The 23,635-nt window shown below is 63.4% G+C and carries 20 protein-coding genes and 1 pseudogene; 14 read left to right on the forward strand and 7 right to left on the reverse strand.

Going from position 1 to position 23,635, the window contains the following annotated elements:
• Nucleotides 1-225: 225 nt before the first annotated feature.
• Genes AiwAL_RS06705 through AiwAL_RS06720 form a run of 4 tightly spaced genes read left to right on the forward strand, consistent with a single transcriptional unit; the run spans nt 226 to nt 4,072 of the window.
• Nucleotides 226-708 carry a MerR family DNA-binding protein gene (locus tag AiwAL_RS06705; RefSeq protein ID WP_316044766.1) on the forward strand — a complete coding sequence of 161 codons (483 nt, stop codon included), beginning with the start codon at nt 226-228 and terminating at the stop codon, nt 706-708.
• Nucleotides 705-920, forward strand: a complete 216-nt coding sequence (locus AiwAL_RS06710; RefSeq protein ID WP_013640708.1) for a heavy-metal-associated domain-containing protein — start codon at nt 705-707, stop codon at nt 918-920. Before AiwAL_RS06705 ends, AiwAL_RS06710 begins: the two co-directional genes overlap by 4 nt.
• On the forward strand, nt 917-1,627 hold the full coding sequence (locus AiwAL_RS06715; RefSeq protein ID WP_262312366.1) for a cytochrome c biogenesis protein CcdA: 711 nt from the start codon (nt 917-919) through the stop codon (nt 1,625-1,627). The genes AiwAL_RS06710 and AiwAL_RS06715 overlap by 4 nt, the downstream gene beginning before the upstream one ends.
• Before the next feature lie 3 nt (nt 1,628-1,630).
• Entirely contained in the window at nt 1,631-4,072 is a 2,442-nt protein-coding gene (locus AiwAL_RS06720) for a cation-translocating P-type ATPase (RefSeq protein ID WP_262312367.1), read from the forward strand.
• Between the two features lie 37 nt (nt 4,073-4,109).
• Here the strand turns inward: AiwAL_RS06720 and AiwAL_RS06725 are convergent, their stop codons facing one another.
• Nucleotides 4,110-5,000 (reverse strand): DMT family transporter, encoded by an 891-nt coding sequence (locus tag AiwAL_RS06725; RefSeq protein WP_262312368.1) that lies wholly within the window; start codon nt 4,998-5,000, stop codon nt 4,110-4,112.
• An 86-nt stretch (nt 5,001-5,086) separates the two neighbouring features.
• Here AiwAL_RS06725 and AiwAL_RS06730 point away from each other — a divergent pair, with 86 nt between their 5' ends.
• On the forward strand, nt 5,087-5,554 hold the full coding sequence (locus AiwAL_RS06730) for an Lrp/AsnC family transcriptional regulator (RefSeq protein WP_235704135.1): 468 nt from the start codon (nt 5,087-5,089) through the stop codon (nt 5,552-5,554).
• A 1-nt stretch (nt 5,555) separates the two neighbouring features.
• Here AiwAL_RS06730 and AiwAL_RS06735 read toward each other — a convergent pair whose 3' ends face one another.
• Entirely contained in the window at nt 5,556-7,187 is a 1,632-nt protein-coding gene (locus AiwAL_RS06735; protein ID WP_316044767.1) for a choline dehydrogenase, read from the reverse strand.
• Entirely contained in the window at nt 7,187-8,545 is a 1,359-nt protein-coding gene (locus AiwAL_RS06740) for an MFS transporter (protein WP_262312369.1), read from the reverse strand. Before AiwAL_RS06740 ends, AiwAL_RS06735 begins: the two co-directional genes overlap by 1 nt.
• Nucleotides 8,546-8,688: 143 nt before the next feature.
• Here AiwAL_RS06740 and AiwAL_RS06745 point away from each other — a divergent pair, with 143 nt between their 5' ends.
• From AiwAL_RS06745 to AiwAL_RS06780, 8 genes are all read left to right on the forward strand, one after another.
• Entirely contained in the window at nt 8,689-9,570 is an 882-nt protein-coding gene (locus AiwAL_RS06745; protein ID WP_262312370.1) for an IclR family transcriptional regulator, read from the forward strand.
• Nucleotides 9,571-9,625: 55 nt separating this feature from the next.
• A complete protein-coding gene (gene xsc / locus AiwAL_RS06750) occupies nt 9,626-11,377 on the forward strand; it encodes a sulfoacetaldehyde acetyltransferase (protein WP_262312371.1) in 1,752 nt (583 codons plus the stop codon).
• Nucleotides 11,378-11,400: 23 nt separating this feature from the next.
• Entirely contained in the window at nt 11,401-12,393 is a 993-nt protein-coding gene (locus AiwAL_RS06755) for a bifunctional enoyl-CoA hydratase/phosphate acetyltransferase (RefSeq protein WP_262312372.1), read from the forward strand.
• A 31-nt stretch (nt 12,394-12,424) separates the two neighbouring features.
• Nucleotides 12,425-13,849, forward strand: coding sequence for an acylating sulfoacetaldehyde dehydrogenase (gene sauS / locus AiwAL_RS06760; protein WP_262312373.1), 1,425 nt, complete (start codon nt 12,425-12,427; stop codon nt 13,847-13,849).
• Nucleotides 13,850-13,859: 10 nt separating this feature from the next.
• On the forward strand, nt 13,860-14,987 hold the full coding sequence (locus AiwAL_RS06765; RefSeq protein WP_235704129.1) for a succinate--CoA ligase subunit beta: 1,128 nt from the start codon (nt 13,860-13,862) through the stop codon (nt 14,985-14,987).
• Nucleotides 14,984-15,886, forward strand: a complete 903-nt coding sequence (sucD, locus tag AiwAL_RS06770) for a succinate--CoA ligase subunit alpha (protein WP_235704128.1) — start codon at nt 14,984-14,986, stop codon at nt 15,884-15,886. The genes AiwAL_RS06765 and sucD overlap by 4 nt, the downstream gene beginning before the upstream one ends.
• A gap of 46 nt (nt 15,887-15,932) precedes the next feature.
• Nucleotides 15,933-17,375: an MFS transporter gene (locus AiwAL_RS06775; protein WP_235704127.1), complete on the forward strand. Its 1,443-nt coding sequence runs from the start codon at nt 15,933-15,935 to the stop codon at nt 17,373-17,375.
• A 63-nt stretch (nt 17,376-17,438) separates the two neighbouring features.
• Complete coding sequence (locus tag AiwAL_RS06780) at nt 17,439-18,974, forward strand: PLP-dependent aminotransferase family protein (protein WP_262312374.1); 1,536 nt, start codon at nt 17,439-17,441, stop codon at nt 18,972-18,974.
• Between the two features lie 15 nt (nt 18,975-18,989).
• On the opposite strand, the gene AiwAL_RS06785 is transcribed toward AiwAL_RS06780, so the two are convergent.
• The 4 genes from AiwAL_RS06785 to AiwAL_RS06800 are packed head-to-tail and all read right to left on the reverse strand — an operon-like array spanning nt 18,990 to nt 23,190.
• A complete protein-coding gene (locus tag AiwAL_RS06785) occupies nt 18,990-19,928 on the reverse strand; it encodes a GTP-binding protein (protein ID WP_262312375.1) in 939 nt (312 codons plus the stop codon).
• A gap of 5 nt (nt 19,929-19,933) precedes the next feature.
• Nucleotides 19,934-21,580, reverse strand: a complete 1,647-nt coding sequence (locus tag AiwAL_RS06790; protein WP_262312376.1) for an amidohydrolase — start codon at nt 21,578-21,580, stop codon at nt 19,934-19,936.
• A complete protein-coding gene (locus AiwAL_RS06795; RefSeq protein WP_235704123.1) occupies nt 21,577-22,980 on the reverse strand; it encodes a sodium:solute symporter in 1,404 nt (467 codons plus the stop codon). Before AiwAL_RS06795 ends, AiwAL_RS06790 begins: the two co-directional genes overlap by 4 nt.
• A gap of 12 nt (nt 22,981-22,992) precedes the next feature.
• Nucleotides 22,993-23,190: a DUF3311 domain-containing protein gene (locus AiwAL_RS06800; protein WP_235704122.1), complete on the reverse strand. Its 198-nt coding sequence runs from the start codon at nt 23,188-23,190 to the stop codon at nt 22,993-22,995.
• 297 nt (nt 23,191-23,487) lie between these two features.
• Between AiwAL_RS06800 and AiwAL_RS06805 the strand changes: the two are divergent.
• A pseudogene (locus tag AiwAL_RS06805) lies at nt 23,488-23,635 on the forward strand (alanine dehydrogenase); the annotation flags it as partial.

A 23,635-nucleotide genomic window follows, 5' to 3' on the forward strand; every position in this document is an offset into this window, starting at 1 on the left:
TCCGGTATCGGGCGGTGCAGGGCGACGCCGGGATCTATTACGTTGCCGTGCTGCGGCGCCGGGGCGCATGGACGCTTCGGGGCCGGAGTAAAATCCCGGCCTAGTAGAGAGAACGGGAGACGCAATCTCCCATGGCGCGATCCTTGCGAATTTCCCCCCCCCCCTTGACTCCGTACTATGGTACGGATGCCATAGTGGGCACGAGGTGGTGAGATGAGAGCAGATTTGACCATTGGGATGGCCGCGCGGGCGGCGGGTGTCGGCGTCGAGACGATCCGCTTCTATGAGCGGCAGCATCTGGTCCGACAGCCGCCGAAGCCGGACGGTTCGGGCGCGCGGCGCTATTCCGCCGATACGGTCGGGCGCATCCGGTTCATCAAGGAAGCCCAGGAGCTCGGCTTCTCGCTGCGCGAGATCCACGAACTGCTGGCCCTGCGGGCCGATCCCGCTACCGACTGCTCGGAAGTCCGGGAGCAGGCTGTAGCGAAACGTGCTGACGTGCGGCGGAAGATCCAGCGGCTCCAGGATATCGGCGCCGCGCTGGAGCGGCTGATTGCGGCCTGCCCCGGCCAAGGCGCCTTACAGGCGTGCTCGATCATGGACGCCCTGACGCCTCGCTCCGGCGGGTGCGCCGAGAATGGGAGGCGCCAGCACACCAACCCGAGAAAATCGTCCTGCACAAAGCATAAAAAAGAGAACACGCGATGAAGAACACGATTTTCAGGATCGAGGGTCTGCGCTGCGACGGGTGCGCCAGCACCATCAAGGTATTGCTGGACAAGGAGCCGGGCGTGAAGGCGGTTTCGGTCTCGTTCGCAAGCGGCGAGGCTCGCGTTTTGTATGATCCAGGAATCGTCACGGAAGATCGTCTCGCAGCGACCATCGAACGCCCAGGCTACCGGGTCACGGCCCGACAATGACGCCGAATGTCGCTGTCACGACCGTTCTGCTGCCGATCGGGCTCGGTCTGCTGGGTTTCGTCGAACCCTGCACGCTGGGCACTACGCTGGTGTTCGTCGGATTTCTCGAAAGCAAGAGTGCCCGACGCAAGCTGGTCGAGACGATCGGGTTTGCCCTGACCCGCGCCGTGACGATCGGCCTGTTCGGCATGCTCGCGGCGTTCCTGGGAAGTCTGTTCCTCGGTGTGCAAAAAGATGTCTGGATCGCCCTGGGCAGCCTTTATGCCATTCTCGGCCTACTTGTTCTTACCGGCCAGACAGGACGTCTGATGGTCGCGCTCGGTCCCAGCCTCGCCCGTCTGTCGAACCTGCGTGGATCGCTCGGCCTGGGCGTGCTGTTCGGCTTTAACATTCCTTCCTGCGCGGCGCCTCTTGTCCTTGCCCTGCTTGGCACGGTCGCGGCGGGTGGTGCGGACGGCAGGCCGCTCGCCGCGGGATTTCTTTCGCTCGCGCTGTTCGGCCTGGTGCTGTCGCTGCCGCTCGTCGTCGCGGTGCTGTTCGCGCCGGCGCGCCGGGCGATCGATTGGCTGGGCGGCCTGTCGCGCCGCATGCCGATCATCACGGGACTGGTCCTGATTGCCGTTGGCCTCTGGTCGATCTGGTTCGGATTGTTCGTCTCGATCCGCCACCCGATGCCCGGAATGGGAATGCCGGGAATGAGAGGATAGAAAATGTCAGAAACAATTTCTACTGAAGCGTTCTGGACCGAAGAACCGTCAAACCGGCCCGACCGGCGCAAGATCCGCGCCCGGATCGGTGGCTTGCACTGCTCGCTCTGCACCGGAACCATCGAGAAGGCGCTCGGGCGCCAGCCGGGTGTCGATAAGGTGTCGGTCAGCCTCACCCATGAGCAGGCTCTCGTCGAATACGATCCGGGTGTCGCGTGCCCTGACCAACTGCTCCAGATATTGCGCGAGATCGGCTATACCGTCTCCGACCCGCGCAAGCTGCGCCCCTTCGAGGACGAGGAGCGCGACCTGGTCCGCGAGGGGCGGCGCTTTCTCACCGCGACGGCGTTCAGCCTGCTGGCGATCGCGTTCATCGCGAACCCGGCCAACGGTTCGGCCGCGATCACGCTCAGCGTCGCCGTGTTCGCGAGTCTGCTTGGTTTGGTCTTCCTCGTATTGCGCGCGCGTGGCCTCGCCCCGGCGATTCTCGGCACCGCGGTGCTGGCCGGTGCGGTGGTCGCGCTGCTCCTCGCGCGGCAGCTTGGTTGGGTTGTCGGAGCAACGCCCTGGATTGTCGCCGCGCTGGCCCTGGTCCTGGTCTTCGGCATCGGTCAGCACATCCTGGTGATGGCGTATCAGGCACTGCGGCGCGGCATCCTCAACCAGCATGTGCTGCTCGAAATCGGTGCTTTTGCGGGCATGGCCGGCGGCATCATCGGGCTCGTGCTGAAGCAGCCAGGCTACCCGACCGCGCCGTTCTTCGCCGTCTCGGTGATGGTCATGACCTATCACATCTTCTCGGAGTGGCTGTCGCTCATCGTCAAGACGCGCAGCTCGCAGGCGGTGAAGAAGCTGCTCGACCTGCAGCCGGAGACGGCCCGCATCCTGCGGGGTGAGATCGAAATCGAGGTGCCGCTCGCGGAGGTGAAAGTTGGCGATCTGGTGCGGGTTCGCCCCGGCGAGCGCGTGCCCGTGGACGGCGTTGTCGTGAGCGGTCGCTCCGGTGTTGACCAATCCCTCGTGACCGGGGAACCAATCCCGGTCGAGAAAGCGGAAGGCGCCGCCGTCATCGGCGGCTCGATCAACGGCACCGGCACGCTGCTGGTGCAGGTCACGGCGGTCGGCGAGGCCAGCTTCCTGAACAAGGTCATCCGCGAGGTCGAGGATTCGCGGGCACTCAAGCCGGGTCTGCTGCACCTGGTTGACCGCGTGTTGCGCGTCTATACCCCGACGGTGCTGCTCGTCGCGATGACGGCCTTCGTGGGCTGGCTCATCGGCTCCTGGCTCGGCACTGGGCACATCGATGTGGAGCGGGCGGTATTCGCCGGCTTGAGCGTGCTGGTCATGGGCTATCCGTGCGCCGTCGGCATCTCCGCGCCGCTCTCCATCGTGCGCGGCGCCGGCGAGGCCGCCGAACAGGGCATCCTGATGCGCACCGGCGAGGCATTCCAAGGCTTCCGCCTGGTCCGCAAGATCGTCCTCGACAAGACTGGTACCCTCACCGAGGGCCGTCCTGTCCTGCACGAGGTCGAGACACTCGATGGGATCGGGGCGGACGAGCTTCTCGCTTTTACCGCCGCTGCCGAGGCGTCCTCGGAACATCCGCTCGCGCAGGCGGTGGTCAAGGCGGCGTTCGAGCGCGGCGCCGTCCCGCCCGAGGTTGACTCCTTCGAGGCGATGCCCGGCAAGGGCGTGGTCGCGCGCATTGAAGGATACGACGTGCTGGTTGGCAATCCGCGCTTTCTGACGGAGCGCGGCGTTGACCTGACAGCGCTGGCCGAGCGTATCCGTTCGCTTGAAGAGGCCGGGCGGACGGTGATCGCGGTGGCGCGCAACGGGCGTGCTCTCGGCTGCCTGGCTTTGGGCGACACCATCCGGTCCGAGGCTAGCGGGGCGATCCAGGCGCTGCGCAAGGCGGGAATGGTGCCGATCATGGTCACCGGCGACAATGCGCGCGCGGCTCGCCGCGTCGCCCGCGATCTCGGTATCGACGAGGTGCATGCAGGGATCCTGCCCGACGGCAAGGCGGAAATCGTGCGCCGCCTGCAGGCCGACCGGAGCAGGGTTGCGATGGTGGGCGACGGCATCAACGATGCGCCGGCACTGATGCAGGCGGATGTCGGGATCGCGATGGGCGGCGGCACCGACATCGCCATCGAGTCCGCCGACATCATCATCCTCTCCAATCGGATCGACGCGCTTCCGGTCGCCCGGATGATCAGCCGGAACAGCTACCGCAAGATGCTGCAGAACATCTCCCTGGCCTTTCTGTTCAACGTGATCGGCATCCCGGTCGCGGCGACCGGGCTGATCTACCCGGTCTGGGCAATGGTTGCGATGGCGGTCAGCGTCACGGCGATTTTCCTCAACTCGCTCTGGGGACGGCCGCGCCTGTTCTTCAACGCGGTCATGAGCGTCGGACATCCCGTGGAGACGGCGGCGTGAGAAGAACAGCGGGAACGAAGCGCCGAACGCCCCGGCGTCATTCCGGGATCGGGCGGTGCAGGGCGACGCCGGCGATGACGAGGGCGATGCCCAGCAGTTCCGCCTGCGTCGGCACCTGATCCAGAACGAGGAAACCGACGATTGCCGCGGTTGCCGGCAGCAACGAAAGCAGCAGCGCGAAGCTCGCGCGGGGCAGACGCCGCATGGCGAGCTGGTCGCAGACATAGGGGATCACCGAGGAGGATACGCCCACCCCGAACGCCGCGAGCAGAAGCTCCGGGTGGTCGAACGCGGGCAGGGCGGCGCGGATGCCGATCGGCAGCGCGGCCAGCGATGCGATCAGCATGGAAGCCGCCAGCCGGTCTATGCCGGACGCGCCCGCCCGGCTCGACGCGATGCGGTGGCCGAGCAGGATGTAGAGCACGAACAGCGCGCAATTGGCGAAGGCGAAGACATATCCGAGCATCTCGCCGGCAAGGCGAATTTCGGTGAGCACATGGACGCCGGCGATCGCCAGGACGAGGGCGGCAAGGTTGCGCCGGGTGCGCGCGCCCGCGGCGGCGACGGCGATGGGGCCGAGGAACTCGATGGCGCCGACGGTGGCGAGCGGCAGACGCGCGATGGCCTCGTAGAAAACCATGTTCATGACCGCCAGAACCACGCCGAGCGCCACGACAATACCCTGGTCCCGCCGCGGCAGTGCGGCGAGGAACCGCCAGGGTCGCAGCCAGAGTGCGAACACCAGGCCGGCGCTTGCGATGCGCAGCCACGCGACACCGGAGGGCGCGATGCGTGCGAACAGGAGCACGGCGAAGGACGGACCGAGATAGTGGAAGACCGCGCTGGCCAGGAACCAGGCATACGGGGGCAACTGGTCGGCGAGCGCGGGTGCGCGGCTCTCCACCGGAGCATGAACGTTGGTCGCCATGCCGGTATGATCGCATGTCTATCCAGCCCTATGAATATCGAATGGAAGGTAGTATTATGGTTTTGAATTCAGGTTAAAAAGAGAAAATGCCAATTGGCCTTCAATCGGAATTACTGCGCGATCGGCGGAATGTCGAGCTGCTGAGCCTGCTGCGCGACGATCCGCGCATGGGCACGGCCGAGCTGGCCCGGCGGGTGGGGATGTCCGCGCCGGCGGTGCGCGAGCGGGTGATGCGGCTGGAGGAGGCCGGAATCATCGTCGGCTACCGGCTGGAGCTGAACCCGGCCGCGCTCGGGTATCCCGTGTGCGCCTATGTGCGGGTGCGCCCGGCGCCGGGCCAATTGCCGAAGGTGGCCGAGCTCGCGCGCAGGCTGCCGCAGGTGGTGGAGTGCCATCGGGTGACCGGCGACGATTGCTTCGTGCTCAAGATCCATCTGCCGGCGCTCGACCGGCTCGACGAGGTGCTGGATCAGTTCCTCGCCCATGGGCAGACCACGACATCCATCGTGCAGTCGACGCCCGTGCCGTTGCGCGGGCTGCCGCTGCCTGACTAACCTAAGCCGCGCGCACCAGGCCGGTGGCGCAATCCTCTAGGATCATGGCCGACGCCTTTTCGCCGATCATGATCGCCGGTGCATTGGTATTGCCGGATACCAGGGTCGGCATGATCGACGCATCGGCGACCCGCAGCCCGTCGATCCCGATCACCCGCAAGCGCGGATCGACCACAGCGAGCGGATCGATCCCCATCCTGCAGGTGCCGGCGGGGTGATAGATCGTCGTCGCGGTCTGTTGCGCATTGGCGAGGAAGTCTGCGTCGGTCCGCACGTCGGGACCGGGCACCAGTTCGGCCTTGACGAAATCGCGCAGCGGCGCGGTTTCGCAAAGCCGGCGCGAGAGGCGCATGCCGGCGACGATCACCTGCCGGTCCTTGGACGTTGAGAGATAATTCGGGTGGATCACGGGCGGGCGAGACGGATCGGGCGATACGGTTTCGATCCGGCCGCGACTCTCGGGCCGGAGCTGGCAGACCGAGGCGGTGAACGCCGGATAGCGGTGCAGACCCTTGCCCGGCTCGTCGCTGGACAGCGGCTGGATGTGGAACTGGATATCCGGTGTATCCAGCGCGGGTTCGGAGCGCGCGAAGATCGCGACCTGGCTGGCGCCCATGGTCATCGGGCCGCGCCGGAACAGGATGTAGTCGAGGCCGATTTTCAGCTTGAGGAACGGATTGTTGACCTCGTTGTTGAGGGTCGGCCTGGTGCAGGCGTAAACCGCGCGCGCCTGCAGATGGTCCTGGAGATTTTCGCCGACGCCTTGCAGATCATGCACGATCTCGATTCCGGCGCGGGCGAGGCGCGCACCCGGCCCGATGCCGGAGAGCGCCAGAAGATGGGGAGAATGGACCGCGCCGGCGGCGAGAATGACTTCGCCGTGCGCAGACGCCTGGTGCAGCGTGCCGCCCGCCTCGAAGAGGACGCCTTTGGCGCGCCGTTTTTCGATCAGCACGCGATGCACCAGCGCGCCGGTCACGATGGCGAGGTTAGGGCGATTCCGCACAGGTCTGAGATAGGCGACGGCGGCGCTGCAGCGCCGCCCGTTGCGGGCGGTTAGCTGAAAATAACCGGCACCTTCCTGCGTCGCGCCGTTGAAATCGTCGTTGCGCGGAATGCCGAGTGCCGCCGCCGCTTCGATATAGGCATCGCAGATGTCGCGCCGGACCCGCATGTCCGACACCGCGAGCGGGCCGCCCGTACCATGAAACGCATCGGCGCCGCGTTCCTGATCTTCTGCGTGTTTGAAATAGGGCAGCACATCGTCGAACGCCCAGCCGGCGCAGCCGAGCTGGCGCCACTGGTCGTAATCGGCGGGCTGGCCGCGAATATAGAGCAGCCCGTTGATCGCGCTCGATCCGCCGAGCACGCGGCCGCGCGGCCAGGCGAGACTGCGCCCCGCCAAGCCCGGATCGGGTTCGGTGCGCAGGCACCAGTCGGTGCGCGGATTATGCATCGTCTTGAAATAGCCGACGGGAATATGAATCCATGGATAGGTGTCCGGCGGGCCGGCTTCGAGCAACAGAACCTTGTTGCGCGCATCCGCCGACAGCCGGTTGGCCAGCGCGCAGCCCGCCGAACCGGCCCCCACCACGATGTAATCGAACGAGACGTTGGCGAAATCAGCCATCATCAATTGGACTCCAGCCCCTGAGTTGCCGCCTGCATGATCGGAGACGCCGCTTCATGCGCCGCCGCGGTTTCCGGGATGCGCATCGCGGTAACCGAAACGAAGCTGATCAGGCCGACCGCGACCATATACCATGCGATATACCAGGGTCTGCCGTGATCGGCGGCGAGCAGAAGCGTCGCGACGATCGGCGTCAACCCGCTCGCGAAAATACCGGAGAATTGGTATGCGAAGGAGACGCCGGTGTAGCGCACCCTGGTTTCGAACTGGCTTGCGAACAGCGATGATTCCGGGCCGTAGACCATCGGGTAGGCGAGCGACAGCGGCACGATGATCGACACCCAGACCAGGATCGGATGGGCGGCGCCGTAGGTCTGCATGACCGCGAAGGCGCCGACCGACGTTAGTGCGACGATCAGGGCGCCGGTGCCGAACATGCGCTTCAGGCCGATCCGGTCGGCCAAGGCACCGAAGATCAGGATGAAGGGGATCATTACCGCCGAAGCGATGATGACGCCGCCCAGGGTAAACCCGCGCGAGAGATGCAGCGTTCCGACCGCATAGGAGATGATGAAGACGCCGAACATGTTGAAGCAGGCGCCTTCGATATAGCGTGCGCCGAGGGTGAGCAGAATGGCGCGCGGATAGAAGCGGAACATGTCGAATAACGGCACGCGGGATTCCGTTTTGGTCGCCTGCACCGCCAGGAATTCCGGCGTCTCCATGATTTTCAGCCGGATGAACAGGCCGACGGCGACGAGAAGGGCACTCAACAGAAATGCGATGCGCCAACCCCACAGCATGAATTGCCCATCGGGCAATTGCGTGAGAATCGCCACAACCGCCGCACTCGACATCAGCCCTGCCGGCACGCCGATTTGCGGGTAGGCGCCGAAATAGCCGCGGCGGCCGGCCGGGGCGTGCTCGATGGCGAGAACCACGGCACCACCCCATTCGCCGCCGATGCCGATGCCCTGGATGATTCTCAGCAGCAGCAGCAAAATCGGCGCCGCGACGCCGAGCGTTGCATAGCCCGGCAAAAGGCCGATCAGGAAGGTCGAAATTCCCATGATCAGCAGAGTCAGGATCAGCACCGTCTTGCGGCCGATCCGGTCGCCGAAATGGCCGAAAATAATGCCGCCCACCGGGCGGGCGACGAAGCCGATCGCGAAGGTGGTGTAGGATAGCAGAGTGCCGAGCAGCGGGCTGAAGCCTGGGAAGAACACGCGATTGAGCACGAGGGTCGCCAATACGCCGTAGAGGAAGAAATCATACCATTCGATGGTGGTGCCGATCGCGCTGGCCAGCGCGATCCGCCGAAGCCGCGTTTCCTCGTGGGCTATGGCCGAATCCTGCGTCATGATGTTCCTCCTGAGTTCGGTTTTGCTCTTGGCTCGGTCGGCCGCCAACTTTGACAAAGATTTCTGATAAAATTTGTCTCGGTCAGCGGAATCGAGTTGACAGCTATCGGAGTTCGTATCATTATTCAAGATGGAAATGACCAATGAATGGAAAATTGCCGAAAGTGATCAGCCCCATCAAGCCTGACGAGACACAGCGCAAGCCGAAGCCGGCCGAAGCGGCCGTTCCGGCGCGTGCGATGCTGGAGGACGATCAGGTCGAATCTTCCGAAAAACTCGGGGTTTTTCAGCGGTCCTTCGCGGTGCTGGAATATGTCGTGCGCGCGGGGCGGCCGGTGACGCCGGCCGATATCGCCGAACATCTCGATCTTCCGAAACCCACGGTCTACCGCATGATCGAGCAGTTCGAGGCTCAGGGCCTTCTGCATCGGCGGTTCAGTTCCAAAGGCATCGCGATCGGGCCGCGCCTTGCCGATTTCGCGTTCGATATCCTGAGGAGTTCGGTGCAATATGGCCCCCGTCGCCTGATTCTGAATGCGCTGGTCAGTGAGATTGGCGAGACCTGCAATATCGGCACGCTCGAGGGGAGCGAGATCGTCTATTTCGATCGCGTCGAAGCGACGCATTGGCCGCTTCGCCTGCATTTCCACATCGGCTCGCGCGTGCCGCTCTATTGCACGGCGATCGGCAAATTGTTTCTCGCCTTCCTGCCCGAACGCCAACGCGCATCGATGCTTTCGCGGCTCGATCTGCAACCCGTCACGCCACACACGATCACGACGCTTTCGGGGCTTGAAGCGGAAATCGACAGCATCCGCCGGGAAGGATTGTCGGTCGATCGCGAGGAATATCTGCTCGGCGTGGTCTGTCTTGCGGCGCCGATCTTCAACGCCCGACGGGAAATCACCGCGGGCATCGCCATTCAGGCGCCCGCCGCCCGGATGCCGAGCACGGATGCCTATCGCCATCGCGGTGCGTTGCTGGTTGCGGCGCGGGCGCTAGGGGAAAGTTTCACCTTCGATTGACCATGGCTTTATCGATGCCGGACCAGTGGATGGGCGGCACTAACGGAGACACCAAATGACGGAAATGACGGCAAGCGAGGCTTTTGTTGAAACCCTGGTTGCTCAGGGGGTCAAAAATGTATTCGGCATTGTCGGGTCGGCCTTCATGGACGCACTCGACTTGTTTCCCGCGGCTGGAATTCGCTTCCTGCCGACGGTTCATGAACAAGGTGCCGCGCACATGGCCGATGGCTATGCGCGAATCAGCGGCAAGCATGGCGTGTGCATCGGGCAGAACGGGCCGGGCATCACCAATTTCGTGACCGGCATCGCCGCCGCCTACTGGGCGCATAGCCCGGTGGTCGCGATCACGCCGGAATCGGGAACACTGTCGATGGGGCTTGGCGGTTTTCAGGAAACCGATCAGCTTCCGGTGTTCTCGAAAATCACGAAATATCAGGGGCACGTAAATCATCCGCGCCGCATGGCGGAAATCACCGCGCGCTGCTTCGATCGCGCGATGCTGGATCTTGGGCCGACCCAGCTCAACATCCCACGCGATTATTTTTATGCCAATCACGACTACGACATTCCCGAGCCGATCAGGATCGAGCGCGGCGCGGGCGGCCGGGCGAGCCTGACGCAGGCAGCCGAGTTGCTGGCGCAGGCGAAATTCCCGGTTATCGTCGCGGGTGGTGGTGTGATCGCGGCGGATGGTGCCGAAGCGTGCATCGCACTTGCCGAACTGCTCGGTGCGCCGGTGGTGACGAGCTACCTGCATAACGACAGCTTCCCGGCGAGCCATCCGCTCTGGGCCGGTTCGCTGGGCTATCAGGGCTCGAAAGCCGGGATGAAGCTGATCGCCCGCGCCGATGTCGTGCTGGCGCTCGGCACCCGCCTCGGGCCGTTCGGCACGTTGCCGCAACACGGTCTCGACTACTGGCCGCGCAACGCGAAGATCATCCAGATCGACGCCGATCCGAAAATGCTCGGCCTGGTCAAGAAAATCTCGGTCGGGCTGTGCGGTGATGCCGGTGAGGTCACGGAAGCGCTGACCGAGGCGCTTGGCAATCGGTCTCTGGCCGGCAGTAAGTCGCGTGAGCAGCGGCTCGCGACGATTCGTGACGAGAAGGCGGCCTGGGAGGATGAACTGACGCGCTGGACCCAGGAGACCGACGATTTCAGCCGCGATGTCGGCAGCGATGGTTCGCGGATGCATCCACGCCAGATGCTGCGCGAACTCGAACATGCGATGCCGAAGGATGCAATGGTGTCCACCGATATCGGCAATATCTGCTCGGTCTCGAACAGCTATCTGCGCTTCGATCGTCCGCGCAGCATGCTCGCGGCGATGAGCTTCGGCAATTGCGGCTATGCGTTCCCGGTTGCTATTGGCGCCAAGGCGGCCGCACCGGAGCGCCCGGCGATCGCCTATGCCGGGGATGGCGCGTGGACCATGAGCTTCGGCGAAATTCTCACCGCCTTGCGGGAAAACCTGCCGGTGACCGCTGTGGTTTTCAACAATGGTCAATGGGGTGCCGAGAAGAAGAACCAGGTCGATTTCTATGCGCGCCGCTTCGTCGGCACCGATCTGAAGAACCCGAGCTTCGCCGCGATCGCGCGCGCGATGGGTGCCGAAGGTCAGGTGATCGACCGGGTTTCCGATGTCGGCGGTGCGCTGGAAGCGGCCTGCCGGGCGCAGCGCGACGGCAAGACGACGATCCTGGAAATGATGGTCACGCAGGAGCTTGGCGATCCGTTCCGTCGTGATGCGCTGTCGAAGCCGAAGCGGATGCTTGAGAAATACTCCGAATACACGGTGGCCTGACCGAGCGGCGGGGCATACGGAGCATGGATTCGCATTCGACAGAACCGTTCTCCACGCCAACCGGCGATGCCCCGCCGGTTCCCCTTGCGGGCGGATATCTCTGTTCGCCGGCGCTTCTGCTGCACGCCAAAACGCTGGGGCCTGCCCCGATGGCGATTGCCGCCGCCCATGCCGAGCACGTGCTGCAAAGCGTCGCCTGGGCGGCAGCGTTCGATCTGATCGAGCCGATCCTGGTCGGCGATGCCGGCTGGCTTACCACGGCGATGCCGCGCCACGGGCTTTCCCTTGCCAATTGCCGCATCGTGCCGGCCGCGGACGAGGCCGAGGCCGCCCGCATCGCGGTTGCCCTGGTCGCTGAAGGCACCGCCCAAATCCTGATGAAGGGGCATTTGCATACCGACGCGTTGATGCGCGCGGTTCTCGATCCGGTGACGGGATTGCGGCGTGGCGACCGGCTCTCTCATGTGTTCGCCATGCGCTGGCCAGGCAGGGCGCGCGATTTGCTGATTACCGACGCGGCGCTCAACGTTGCACCCGATCGCAAAACGACCGTGCAGATCGTCCGCCATGCGATTCGCGTCGCCCGCGCCCTTGGCATCGCGCATCCGCGCATTGCGATGCTGTCCGCGAGCGAGGTGATCAACCCGGCAATGCCGTCCTCCGTGGCGGCCGGTGATTTCGTCGCCAGCTTCCGCGACGAGGCGGAGGCTTCGGGGTGCAGCATTGCCGGGCCGCTTGCGCTCGATGTCGCTCTGTCGGCGGCATCCGCTTCGCTCAAGGGACTGGAGCACGACGCGGTTGCCGGGCGGGCGGATATTCTGGTCGTGCCAAATATCGAGACCGGCAACGCGCTGTTCAAGGCGCTGGTTCATTTGCTGAATGCAACGGCCGCGGGACTCGTTCTGGGTGCGACCGTGCCGATCGTTCTAACCTCGCGGGCCGATCCGGTGGAGGCGAAACTCGCCTCGATCGCGCTGGCCCGCATCGTTACCGCCATGCCACCCGCGCCTGCCTGACGCGAATTCAACGACCGGGGAAACGCAAGGAATGGATCAAGTTGCAGCGAATATCGAAACAGACGGCGTGACGGGGCTCGTCGAACACTTGGTCGCCAATGCACGCCGTGCGATGGCGGCGATCGCCGGCGCCGATCAGGATCGCACCGACGAGTTCGTCATCGCCGTTGCCTGGTCGCTCTATCGGCCGGATCGGGCCGAAACCTTGGCCAAGTTGGCGGTACGCGATACCGGGATCGGCAACGTTGCCGACAAGATCATCAAGAACCAGCGCAAGACGTTCGGCACGCTGCGCGACCTGCTGCGGGCGAAATCGGTCGGCATGATCGAGGAGGACAGGACGCTCGGCATCGTCAAGTTCGCCAAGCCGATCGGTGTCGTCGCCGCGGTGACTCCATCGACCAATCCATCCGCGACGGCGGTGAACAAGGCGATGATGGCGATCAAAGGCCGCAACGCGATCATCATCGCGCCATCGCCGACCGGGCTGGTGACGACGACGGAGACGGTCGCCGCCATGCGTGCCGAACTGGCACGGATCGGTGCTCCGCCCGACCTGGTTCAGGTGCTGCCGGCGCCGGCCTCCAAACAGATGACCCAGACCCTGATGGAGGCGGCCGACCTCGTGGTCGTCACCGGCTCTCAGGACAATGTCCGGCGTGCCTATCGCAGCGGCACGCCGGCGATCGGCGTCGGTGCGGGCAATGTTCCGGTCATTGTCGATGAGACCGCCGATCTTGACGATGCGGCCCGCAAGATCACCGCTTCGAAGACATTCGATAATTCCACGTCCTGTTCGTCGGAAAATGCCCTGATCATCGTGGACGCGGTTTATGACCAGGCCCTGGCGGCGCTTCGTCGCGCAGGGGGGTATTTATGCACACCGGCGGAGGCGGCCCGGATTCAATCGATCCTGTGGCAAGGCGGCAAACTCAATCGCTCGTTGATCGCGCGCGATGCCGAAATTCTCGCACGCGAATTCGACCTTCCCGAGGAAGCGCGGCAGGCCCGGTTTTTCATGGTCGAGGAAACCGGATGCGGACCGGAGCATCCGTTTTCCGGCGAGAAACTATCGCTCGTCCTCGCGGTTTATCGGGCGAGTGATATCGGGCAGGCGATGAGCACCGTCCGCCGTATCCTCGACTATCAGGGACGCGGGCATTCCTGCGGCATTCACACCAAGGACTTGAAACGGGCAACGCGGCTTGCCGAATCGCTCGACGTGGTAAGGGTTCTGGTCAATTTCGGGCATACTTTCGGTAATGGCGGCGGGTTCGACAGCGGGCTGAATTTCACCCTCAGCATGGGGTGCGGATCGTGGCAGAAGAATTCGATCAGCGAGAATCTGAACTATCGCCATTTTCTGAATATCACCCATCTGGTTACGCCGATTGCCGAGGACAGACCGTCCGAGGCCGATCTGTTCGGCAAATATTGGGCACGGTACGGGCGATGAGGTTCCAATCATGAATCTCCTCGAACATGATGCGAAAACCCTCATTCTCGGTCCCGCTGGAATTAAGCTGCTCGATAGCGTGTTGTGCCGGGATGCGGATGAAGCGGCGATTGCGGTGGAGCGGCTCGGGCCGAGCGTGATCAAGGCCCAGGTGCCAACAGGCAAGCGCGGCAAGGCAGGCGGCATTCGCGTGGCGGAGTCGCCCGCACAGGCCAGAGAGGTTGCGCAGTCGATCCTCGGCATGGCGATTTCCGGCCACCGCGTGGGGGCGGTGCTGGTCGAGACCTGTGCACCCATTGCGCGCGAGTTCTATGCGGCAATTCTGCATGCGCCGCGCGAACGGGCATCGCTTGTTCTGTTCGCGGCCGAGGGCGGCATGGATATCGAGGAACTTGCCGCGACGCGGCCGGACGCGATCAGGCGCCATCTGGTCACGTCTCCCGATCGGTTCGATACCGCCGATGCAACCGCCATGCTCGACGGCCTGGAACTCGGCGACGCCGCTCCTGCGATCGCCGATATTCTGGTCAGGCTGTATCGGCGTTATCGCGAGACGGATGCGGAACTGATCGAGATCAATCCTCTGGCTCAGTTGAATGACGGGAAGCTGGTGGCGCTCGATTGTAAATTCACCCTCGACGATGCCGCTGCGTTCCGGCAGACATCGCTTGCCGCGGTGGCGCAAGCGGACCCGGCAACATCTTTGGAAACCGAAGGCGCGGCGCTCGGGCTCAAATACATCGAACTTGATGGATCGGTCGGCATTCTGGCCAACGGCGCCGGCCTGACCATGACCACCATGGATGTCGTGCGGCATTATGGCGGCAGACCGGCGAATTTTCTGGAAATCGGCGGCGACGCCTACACGAAAGCCGAACCGGCGCTTGCGCTGTTGCTGAAAAACCCGCGCGTTCGGGCGCTCGTCGTCAATTTCTGCGGTGCCTTCGCGCGGACCGATGTTATGGCGCGCGGCGTCGCCGAAGCCTGGAACCGGCTCAAGCCGGACGTGCCGGTGTTCTTCTCGGTTCATGGCACCGGCGAAGACGAAGCCGTTGCCCTGGTCCGGCGGGAGCTGGGGGTCGATCCTTTCGATTTCATGGAAGATGCCGTGTGCGCGGCAATCGAGGCGGCACAATGACGATGTTTCCCATCATTCGCCGAACCGACCGGATTTTGGTTCAGGGCCTGACCGGAAGCCAGGGCAGTTTCTGGACCGAGCGGATGCTGGAAACGGGCACGCAAATCGTCGCGGGCGTCAGCCCGAAGCGCGCCGGCGAAACCCATCTCGGCCTGCCGATCTTTGCCTCGGCGCGAGCCGCACTCGCGGGGATGCCGGTCGATATCGCGGTGATGTTCATTCCACCCGCCGCCGTGCGTGACGCGGCGCTCGACGCGATCGAAGCGGGTGTGCGCGGACTTGTCGTTCTCACCGAGCATGTGCCGACGCACGACATGCTGACGATTTTTGCGCGCGCGGCAGCAGCCGATTGCCGCATCGTCGGGCCGAACACCGCCGGCCTGGTGACGCCCGGAGAAGCTTTTGTCGGCATCATGCCTGGCCACAACACGAATGTTTTCCAGCCGGGCCGGATCGGCGTGATCTCAAGAAGTGGCAGTCTCGGCACGCTGATCTGCCTCAATCTGACGCGTGCGGGATTCGGTCAGTCGAGCTTCATCGGCATCGGCGGCGACCCGATGATCGGCACGACGACCGAGGATGCATTGCGCGCCCTCGACCAAGATCCCCGCACCGATGCCGTCGTTCTGGTCGGCGAGATCGGCGGATCGATGGAGGAAACCGCCGCGACCTATGCGGCTACGATGACGAAGCCGGTCGTCTCGTTCATCGCCGGTCGCGCCGCGCCGGAAGGCAAACGCATGGGCCATGCCGGCGCGATCGTCGCGGGCAATGCCGGAAGCTATGCCGGCAAGCGCGCCGCCCTGGAGGCAGCCGGCGTCACCGTTGTCGATACGCCACGGGTTATCGCCGACGCTTTGTCCGCTCGGCTGCCGATATACGCTCACGATACCGCGTAGCGCGTAACTCGCGGCTCTCAGCCGGGGTTTTGAGGAGGGAACGACAATGACCATAAACGTCGCAGACAAAATCGCCGCTCAGGAAACGATCGCATCGCGCCTCGAACGGTTGCCGGTCACCTGGCTGACCTGGCGCATCGTGATCGTCGCCGGGCTCGCCTGGTTTACCGAGGCGCTCAGCATCGGCTCGCTCGGCGTATCGCTTCCGGCGCTGCGCGCGACATTGCATCTGACTCCGGGCGATGTCGGCGCCCTGGTCGCCTTCCAGACATTCGGTGTGGTGATCGGCCTGATCCCCGCGGGCCGCCTCGCCGACAGGTTCGGACGCAAGCGAATCCTGATCGGGGGGATCATCTGGTATAGTCTGTTTACCTTCCTTTGCGGATTGGCGCCTAGCTACGACGTTCTTCTCGGCGTCCGGTTTCTTGCCGGATTGGGCATGGGTGCGATTTTTCCCCTGCCATATGCGATCGTCGGTGAATTTGTCCGCAAAAACCATCGCACCATGTTCAACGGCTTCATGGATGCCTGCCTTTCGGTAGGTTATTTCGTGGCGCCTCTGCTTGGTTTCGTCGTGTTTCCCCATTTCAGCCCGACGGTGTCCTGGCGGATATTTTTCATGATCGCGGCAAGCCCGATCATCTATGCCTGGTTCGTCTATTGGCTGTTGCCGGAAAGCCCGCGCTGGCTCGCGCGCAAGGGGCGCATGGCGGAAGCCGAGACGATCGTGGCGACGATGGAGGCCGAAGCGATAAGGCTGACCGGCAAACAATTACCTGCCCCGGTGGCGCAAACCGGCATGACTTTGCCGGCAGGCCGCGCGGCCGGTTTTGCGCAATTGTTCGGTCCGCGCCTGATCGGACGCACGATTGCCCGCTGCGTTTCGGCCACCGGCGTGTTTTTCATGTTTTATGTCGTGATGAGCTACATGCCGACGATTTTCGTCGCCCACGGCTACAAGTTCGCGACTTCTCTCATTTTCACGGCGATCATTACCGGCGCGGCGATTCCGGGCAAGCTGGCGAATGGCTGGGTTGCCGAACGGCTGGGCCGGCGCGCTGCCTATGTGATTTTCATGGGCGCCGCCGGGACCGGGGCTTTGCTGTTCGGCATCCCCGGTTCAATCATCGGAACGGTGTTTTATGCCTGCGTCATGTCGTTCTTTGGCACGGGTGCCTTTCCGGCACTCAAAATGTCCCTGGCCGAGCAGTATCCGATCGAATTGCGGGCAACCGGGGCCGCGACTGTCGAGGCGGTATCGCGGTTTTTCGGTGGCGTGGTGGGTGTTTACGCATTGCCCGTGCTGCTGCATCGCTATGGTCTGGCGACCAGTTTCATCATCATTGCCGTTGTCGCGTTCATCGGCGTGGCCGTCGAATTGACCTCGACGGTGGAGACGCGTGGCAAGACTCTGGAAGAGCTGGAACATAACGTCGTTGCTTCGTCGGCCGGTGCTGGTGTCGCGAATAATCCGCGCAACGTGGTTTGAGGAGCGCAGATGGCACCTATTTTGCTTGATTGCGATATGCGGGCAAGTCGGGAGAACCATCCTATGCATTCGAGGAAGCGATCGCCGCCGATCGACGATGGCTCTCCCAGGCCCAAACCCCGGCAGATACTCTGGCACCCGCTATTCGCGCTCGACCCACGCGACGATGCGTCGCTCCAGCTGCAGATCCGGCGTTCGCTGGTGACCGCGATCCTGGACAAACATTTGCGCGCGGCGACGCGATTGCCGTCCAGCCGCGCATTGTCCAGACATCTCGGTGTCGCGCGCAACACAGTCACGCTGGCCTACCGGCAACTGGTCGACGAGGGGTTCATCGTCGCCCATGCGCGGAGCGGTTATGTCGTATCCAGCGATGTTGCCGACCGAATAATCGCCAAGGCATCGTTGCGGCAAGACAATACCGCCGCTTCTTCCGTCCGGCCAAATTGGTCGACGAAGCTGAGCGGTCATTTTATCGATCAGCGTAATATTCAGAAGCCGCCCGACTGGTATACCTATCCGTATCCGTTCATCTATGGCCAATCCGACCCCGCGTTGTTTCCAACGGCGGACTGGCGCGAATGCAGCCGGAACGCGCTGGCAGTACTGGCGATCCGCGACTGGTCCGCCGACATGATCGACGGCGATGACGCGATGCTGATCGAACAACTCCAGCAGCGCATCCTGCCAAGGCGGGGTATTTTTGTCGCGGCCGATCAGATCATGATTACGATCGGTGCGCAGCATGCGCTCTATATGCTCGCCGAGCTGCTGGTCCGGCCCGGAAAGATCGTCGGCATCGAAAATCCGGGCTACCCGGATGCGCGCAATATTTTCACGATGCGCGGTGCGGCTCTTCGCGCATTGCCTTTGACGCGGGACGGGATCGCCATCGATGAGAGTCTGGCCGATTGCGGGCTGGTGTATCTCACGCCAAGCCATCAATGCCCGACATCGTCGACCTTGCCCCTCGCCACGCGCGAGGCTCTGCTCGATCATGCCGAACGCCACGACATGATCATCATTGAAGACGATTATGAGAGCGAATTGAAATTCGACGGCTCTCCGACGCCGGCCTTGAAAAGCCTCGATCGGTCGGATCGGGTCGTCTATGTGGGCAGTCTGTCGAAGAGCCTGGCTCCCGGCTTGCGAATCGGCTATGTCGTCGGTGCGCCCGAATTGATCACCGAATGCCGCGCGCTGCGCCGGCTCATGGTCCGGCATCCGCCCGCGAATAATCAGCGTGCCGCCGCTCTGTTTCTCGCCCTTGGACATCACGACGCGCTGATCCGCAGGCTGACAGCCGTGCTGGCGGAGCGCGCGGCGGTTCTTACGGCGGCACTTGCCAGACACGTGCCCGAATTGCGCTTTCAACAGCCACGAGGCGGCTCGAGTCTGTGGATCGAGGGACCGGAGGGACTGGATACGAGGCGGCTCGCCGAGGCGGCACGGCGGGCAGGCGTTCTGATCGAGCCGGGCGATGTTTTCTTCGATACGCCGCCCGCACCGTGCCCGTTCTTCCGGCTCGGCTATTCCTCAATCGCGGCAAATCAGATCGATACGGGAATCCGCAAGCTGGCCGCCCTGCTCCATGCGTAGCGCGTTAACCAGAAACTAACGAGAAGTTTGTAGATCGGCGGTTTGCAATGCATCGGTCAGCAGGCGGTCCAGCGCATTCGCATCGGCGCGATCGCGATGGCCGATTGCGACGATCCGGCTGCCGGCAGGTGCCGCCCGATCATGAAGCGCCGTCATGCTCCATCGGCCTGGGGTGAATTGCAGGCTTTGCGGCGCAACCTCGCCGGCGAGAGTGACGATCCCCTTCAACCGAAGAATCCAGGGCGGCATCGCCGCCATCGCGGCGTGCAAACGCCCTGCGTCGAAAGGCACGTCTGTGACGAAGCGCAGACCGACGAAGCGATCCGTGGCGGCCGGGGCCGGTGCGCGCACGGCGCGGAATCGGGATGGGTTGTGGTCAGCGCTGAGCAATTCAGGATCAATCGCACCGTGTTCGCTAATAGCGAAGCGCTTTCCCAGCCAGGTTTCTCGCATCCACGCGATAAGATCTCCTTGTGCGGGCACCAGATCCATCTTGTTCAGAATCAGCAGGTCGGCTGATTCGATCTGGCTGAGCGCGAGATCGCCGATATAGCGGTCGGCGAGCTGGGTTTGAATTCGCGACCCGTCCACCACCACCAGCGTCATCGGCGGAGCGAACTCAGGGGCCGCGCAAATCAGCTCGGCGATCCGCCAGGGTTCGGCGACGCCGCTCGCCTCGATCAGCAGATGGTCGGGGCGAATGGGTTGCGCGAGCATGTCGATCAGCGCGCGCGACAGGCTGTCGCCGATGCCGCAGCAGAGGCAGCCATTGGTCAGCCGGATCGCATCGCCGTCGCGCGATGCGATCAGATCGGCATCGATGTTGATGGCGCCGAAATCATTGACGAGCACGCCGATCCTCCGGCGCGGATCGTGCCGCAGGATATGGTTGACCAGCGTGGTCTTGCCGGCGCCAAGAAATCCGCCGATCAACGTGACGCCGATGGGCGGCATCGCAGTCATCCGGTGGCGGGGGCAGAGTGGTATCGGCCGCCGATTATGGTGCCTGCGACCCGTACCTCCTTCAGGGGCAGCGAATCGTCCGTCGGGTCGTCTTCCAGCACCGCGAAATCCGCCTGCTTGCCGGTCTGGATGCTGCCGATGTCATGATCGAGCTTCAACGTATAGGCAGCGCCGAGGGTGATCGCAGTGAGCGCCTGCTGACGGCTGATGCGGTTGTTCGCTCCGAGAACGCGCCCGGACGCGGTGCGGCGCTCCATCGCGCACCACGCCGTGAAGAGCGGGGCGAGCGGCGTGATCGGCGCATCGGAATGGATCGCGGAGGCAACGCCGGCGGCGAGGGCGGTGCCAACCGCATCCATCGCCTCCGCCCGGTCCGGCCCCATGGTTTCCGTGTAGTGCGCGTCGCCCCAGTAATAGATGTGGTTGGAAAACAGATTGGCGCAGACGCCGAGTTCGGCCATTTTGCGAAATTGCGCGGCGTCTGCCATCTGACAGTGCTGGATGGTGTGCCGATGGCCGAAGCGCGGCGCTTCCGCGAGAACCCGCTCCAGCGCTTCAAGCGTGACTTCGGAGGCTTCGTCGCCATTGGCGTGGGTGTGGACCTGAAATCCAGCCCGATGGAAAGCCGAAAGATAGGAATACAGCATGTCCGGGGTGAGATTCCACAAACCGTTCGGTCGTCCGTTGAAATAATGCGGCCATTTCAGCCGGGCGGTAAAGCCCTGGATCGATCCATCGGTCATCAGCTTCACCAGACCGAAGCGCAGCCGCTCGGTATTATGCGCGCGCAGCTCGGCAAGCCTCTGCACCGCTTGTTCCGGCGCAAGCCCGGAGGGATTATAGGCGGGCACCAGGCGAACGGGAAACGCGGGGTCTGCTGTCGCCGTGCGATAGGCATCGACGGTTTCATCAGGAAGCTCGTTATAGAGATCGGTGACCGTGGTCACGCCCGCGCGCACCGCCGAGGCGGCGAAGCGGTCGAGCGCGCCGGGCATGGTCGCGGCCCGCCAGAACTCCGTCCCGGCGACCCGGAGCGCCATGAATTTGGCGGCCATTTCCTGCAACTCTCCGGTGGGCTGCCCGGCGGCGTCGCGCAGAACGCCGTGGACCTGGGTATCCGGCCCGATACCGGCGCGCGCCATCAACCCGGAGTTGACGTTCAGCACATGGAAGCTCGCATGCATCACCAGGATCGGCCGATCCGGCGAGACTGCATCAAGGTCGGCGGCATTCATCCGCCGCGCGCCGAGAAAAATCGGGTCGAAGCCCCAGGCCAGCAGTGGTTTTCCCGGAGGGAGCCCTCGCTCCGCCGCGCGCAACCGTTCGATCACGCCGCCGATGTCGCGCAATCCGGGCCAGGTTTTGCCGGCGGGGTCGACCCGGTCGTAATAACCGACATAGGGATAAGCCCAGACCCCGCCCTCCATGACATGGCAATGGCCTTCGACGAGGCCGGGCATCAGCACCTTATCGGCGAAACGTTCATCCACCGGCGCATCGCCATAGCGGCGCACCCGGTCGAGATCGCCGACCGAGAGAATCCGGCCGTCGCGGATGGCGGCATGGGTTGCAACGGGATTGGCAGGGTCCATCGTGACGATGCGCCGCGCGCGCAGGATGATCGTTTCGGTCTTCGGGTTCATTGCGGCATCCGTTCAGCGACGGGGATCAGGTCGGTTCGGCGGCGCGCCGGAATACTTCCCAGGACGACAATGGCGATATTCAGAAGCAGGCAGGCGAAACCGAGATTCCAGCCATCGAGCGAGACGTTCATGAGATAGAGACCGATCGCGAGCGCGTCCGCGACGATGATTCCCGCCATCACGGCGCGCGCATCGACGCGGCGGAAAAAGATGATCGCCAGAATGCCGGGTAGGAACTGAGTGATCCCGAAATACGCCGTGTTGATCAAGGTCAGCATCAAGGACGGTGTCGCCAGGGTGAACAGGATCGAAAGGGCGAGATAGACGACGATCACGATCTGAGCACCGGAGCGCTGGCGTTGCTCCGACAGATGAGGCAGTAAATTCCGCGACACCAGAGGCCCGATCGCGAGGCTGAGGCCGGCCAGCACGACGAGGCCGGACAGCGATGCGCCGGCCGCGACCAGACCGAGCAGCCAGCCGGGCAGCAAATTGACCGCCGCCGCCATGAACGCATCGTTCGGGGACGCCAGCTTGAAGTGCTGATCGAGCGCATAATAGGCGGCGACGACGAGAAACGGATACATCAGCATGTAGAGCGGCATGAAGATCTGAGTCCGCCGGATCGTCTGTTCGTTCCGCGCGGTAAAGATATTCGGGATGGCGAAGGGAAACATGTAGAATCCAAGCGCCTGAAACACGATCGTGCTGATCGCGAAGCGTTCTCCGGTTGGGGTCATGTGGTTATGTACATGCGTGCTGGCCGCCTGGAAAACATGCGCGAGCCCGGTCGCCGACGCGGCGGCCACGCCGGTGACGATCAGGGCGAGAACGAGGAGCGTGTCCTTGACGATGGATACCATGGCGGGTGCACGGATACCCGAAGCGGCGATATAGGCGAAGGCCAGCCCCGCCGCGATCAGAGAAAGGACGAGCGGGTCGAAATGCCAGCCCAGCCCGTTCAGCGCGACGATCAATCCGGTGAATTGCAGCTCTCCCCAGGGAATCAGGAAGATGATCGCGGTGATCGTGACCGTCAGTTCAAGCGCGCGGCTGTTGAAGTGACCTTTGAACAGGTCGGGTAACGTCACGGCATCATAGACCTGCCCGGCGCGCCAGATCCACGGGTTGAGAAAATAGCCGACCGGGTAGGCCAGCAGAATATAACCAAGAAACCAGATTCCGTAGGTCGGGCCATTGGCGTAGATTCCGCCGGGAAAGCCGATCATCGTGCCGATGCTGTAGATTTCGCCGGCGGCCAGAAAGAACAGGAGATAGCTGCCGAATTGCCGGGATGCGATGAAATACTCGTGCAGGTCGCGGACATTGTGGCCGCGTTTGGCGGCGAACGCGACGATGAGGGAAAACAGGATCAGGAGGCCGAAGACCGCGGTTGCCATCGAGTATCTCCCTCACGAATTTTCGTTGCGGTGCTGGTCGAAGCTAAACCAGCAGATGGCAAGGCAGACCGATGTCAGCACGAACCAGGCGAACAACCATAAATAGAGAAACGGGATGTTCCAGATCGTGAACTGAACGAGATTGATGACGGGAAGCAGGACAACGATCGCCGTGAACGGGATTCCCAGACCAATGATGACTCTGAGCATGGATCTACCTCCTTGCGGATTTTAGGGTGCGTCCGGTGTTCCCTGGTTATTGGAGGCAGGCTTGTCCCGCTGTGCCTCGGTGTCGATTCGGATAGAGAGCCGTTATTATTTTAGAAGCGCTGAAAGCGATGCGATAGGCCCACATCCGCCAGACGATGGAGCCAGCCTTGCCGCTTCGGTCGCGACCGAAACTGGACCCATTGAAGTCTGTTGAGTGGCCTTGCGGGCAGCGGCTAGATGAACAAGGTCCATAGGTTTCATATACCTCTGGAATAATCAATTGCAGTGAGAAGTCCAATGCATGTAGGCGTATCTCGGGAGATCAAGAACCATGAGTATCGTGTTGGGCTGACGCCTGCGTCGGTACGGGAGTTGCGGGCGCATGGGCATTCGGTTTTGGTGGAGAGCGGTGCGGGCGAGGGGATCGGGATGGACGATGCGGCCT

Source organism: Acidiphilium sp. AL (genome assembly GCF_025499445.1).
GTDB lineage: Bacteria > Pseudomonadota > Alphaproteobacteria > Acetobacterales > Acetobacteraceae > Acidiphilium > Acidiphilium iwatense.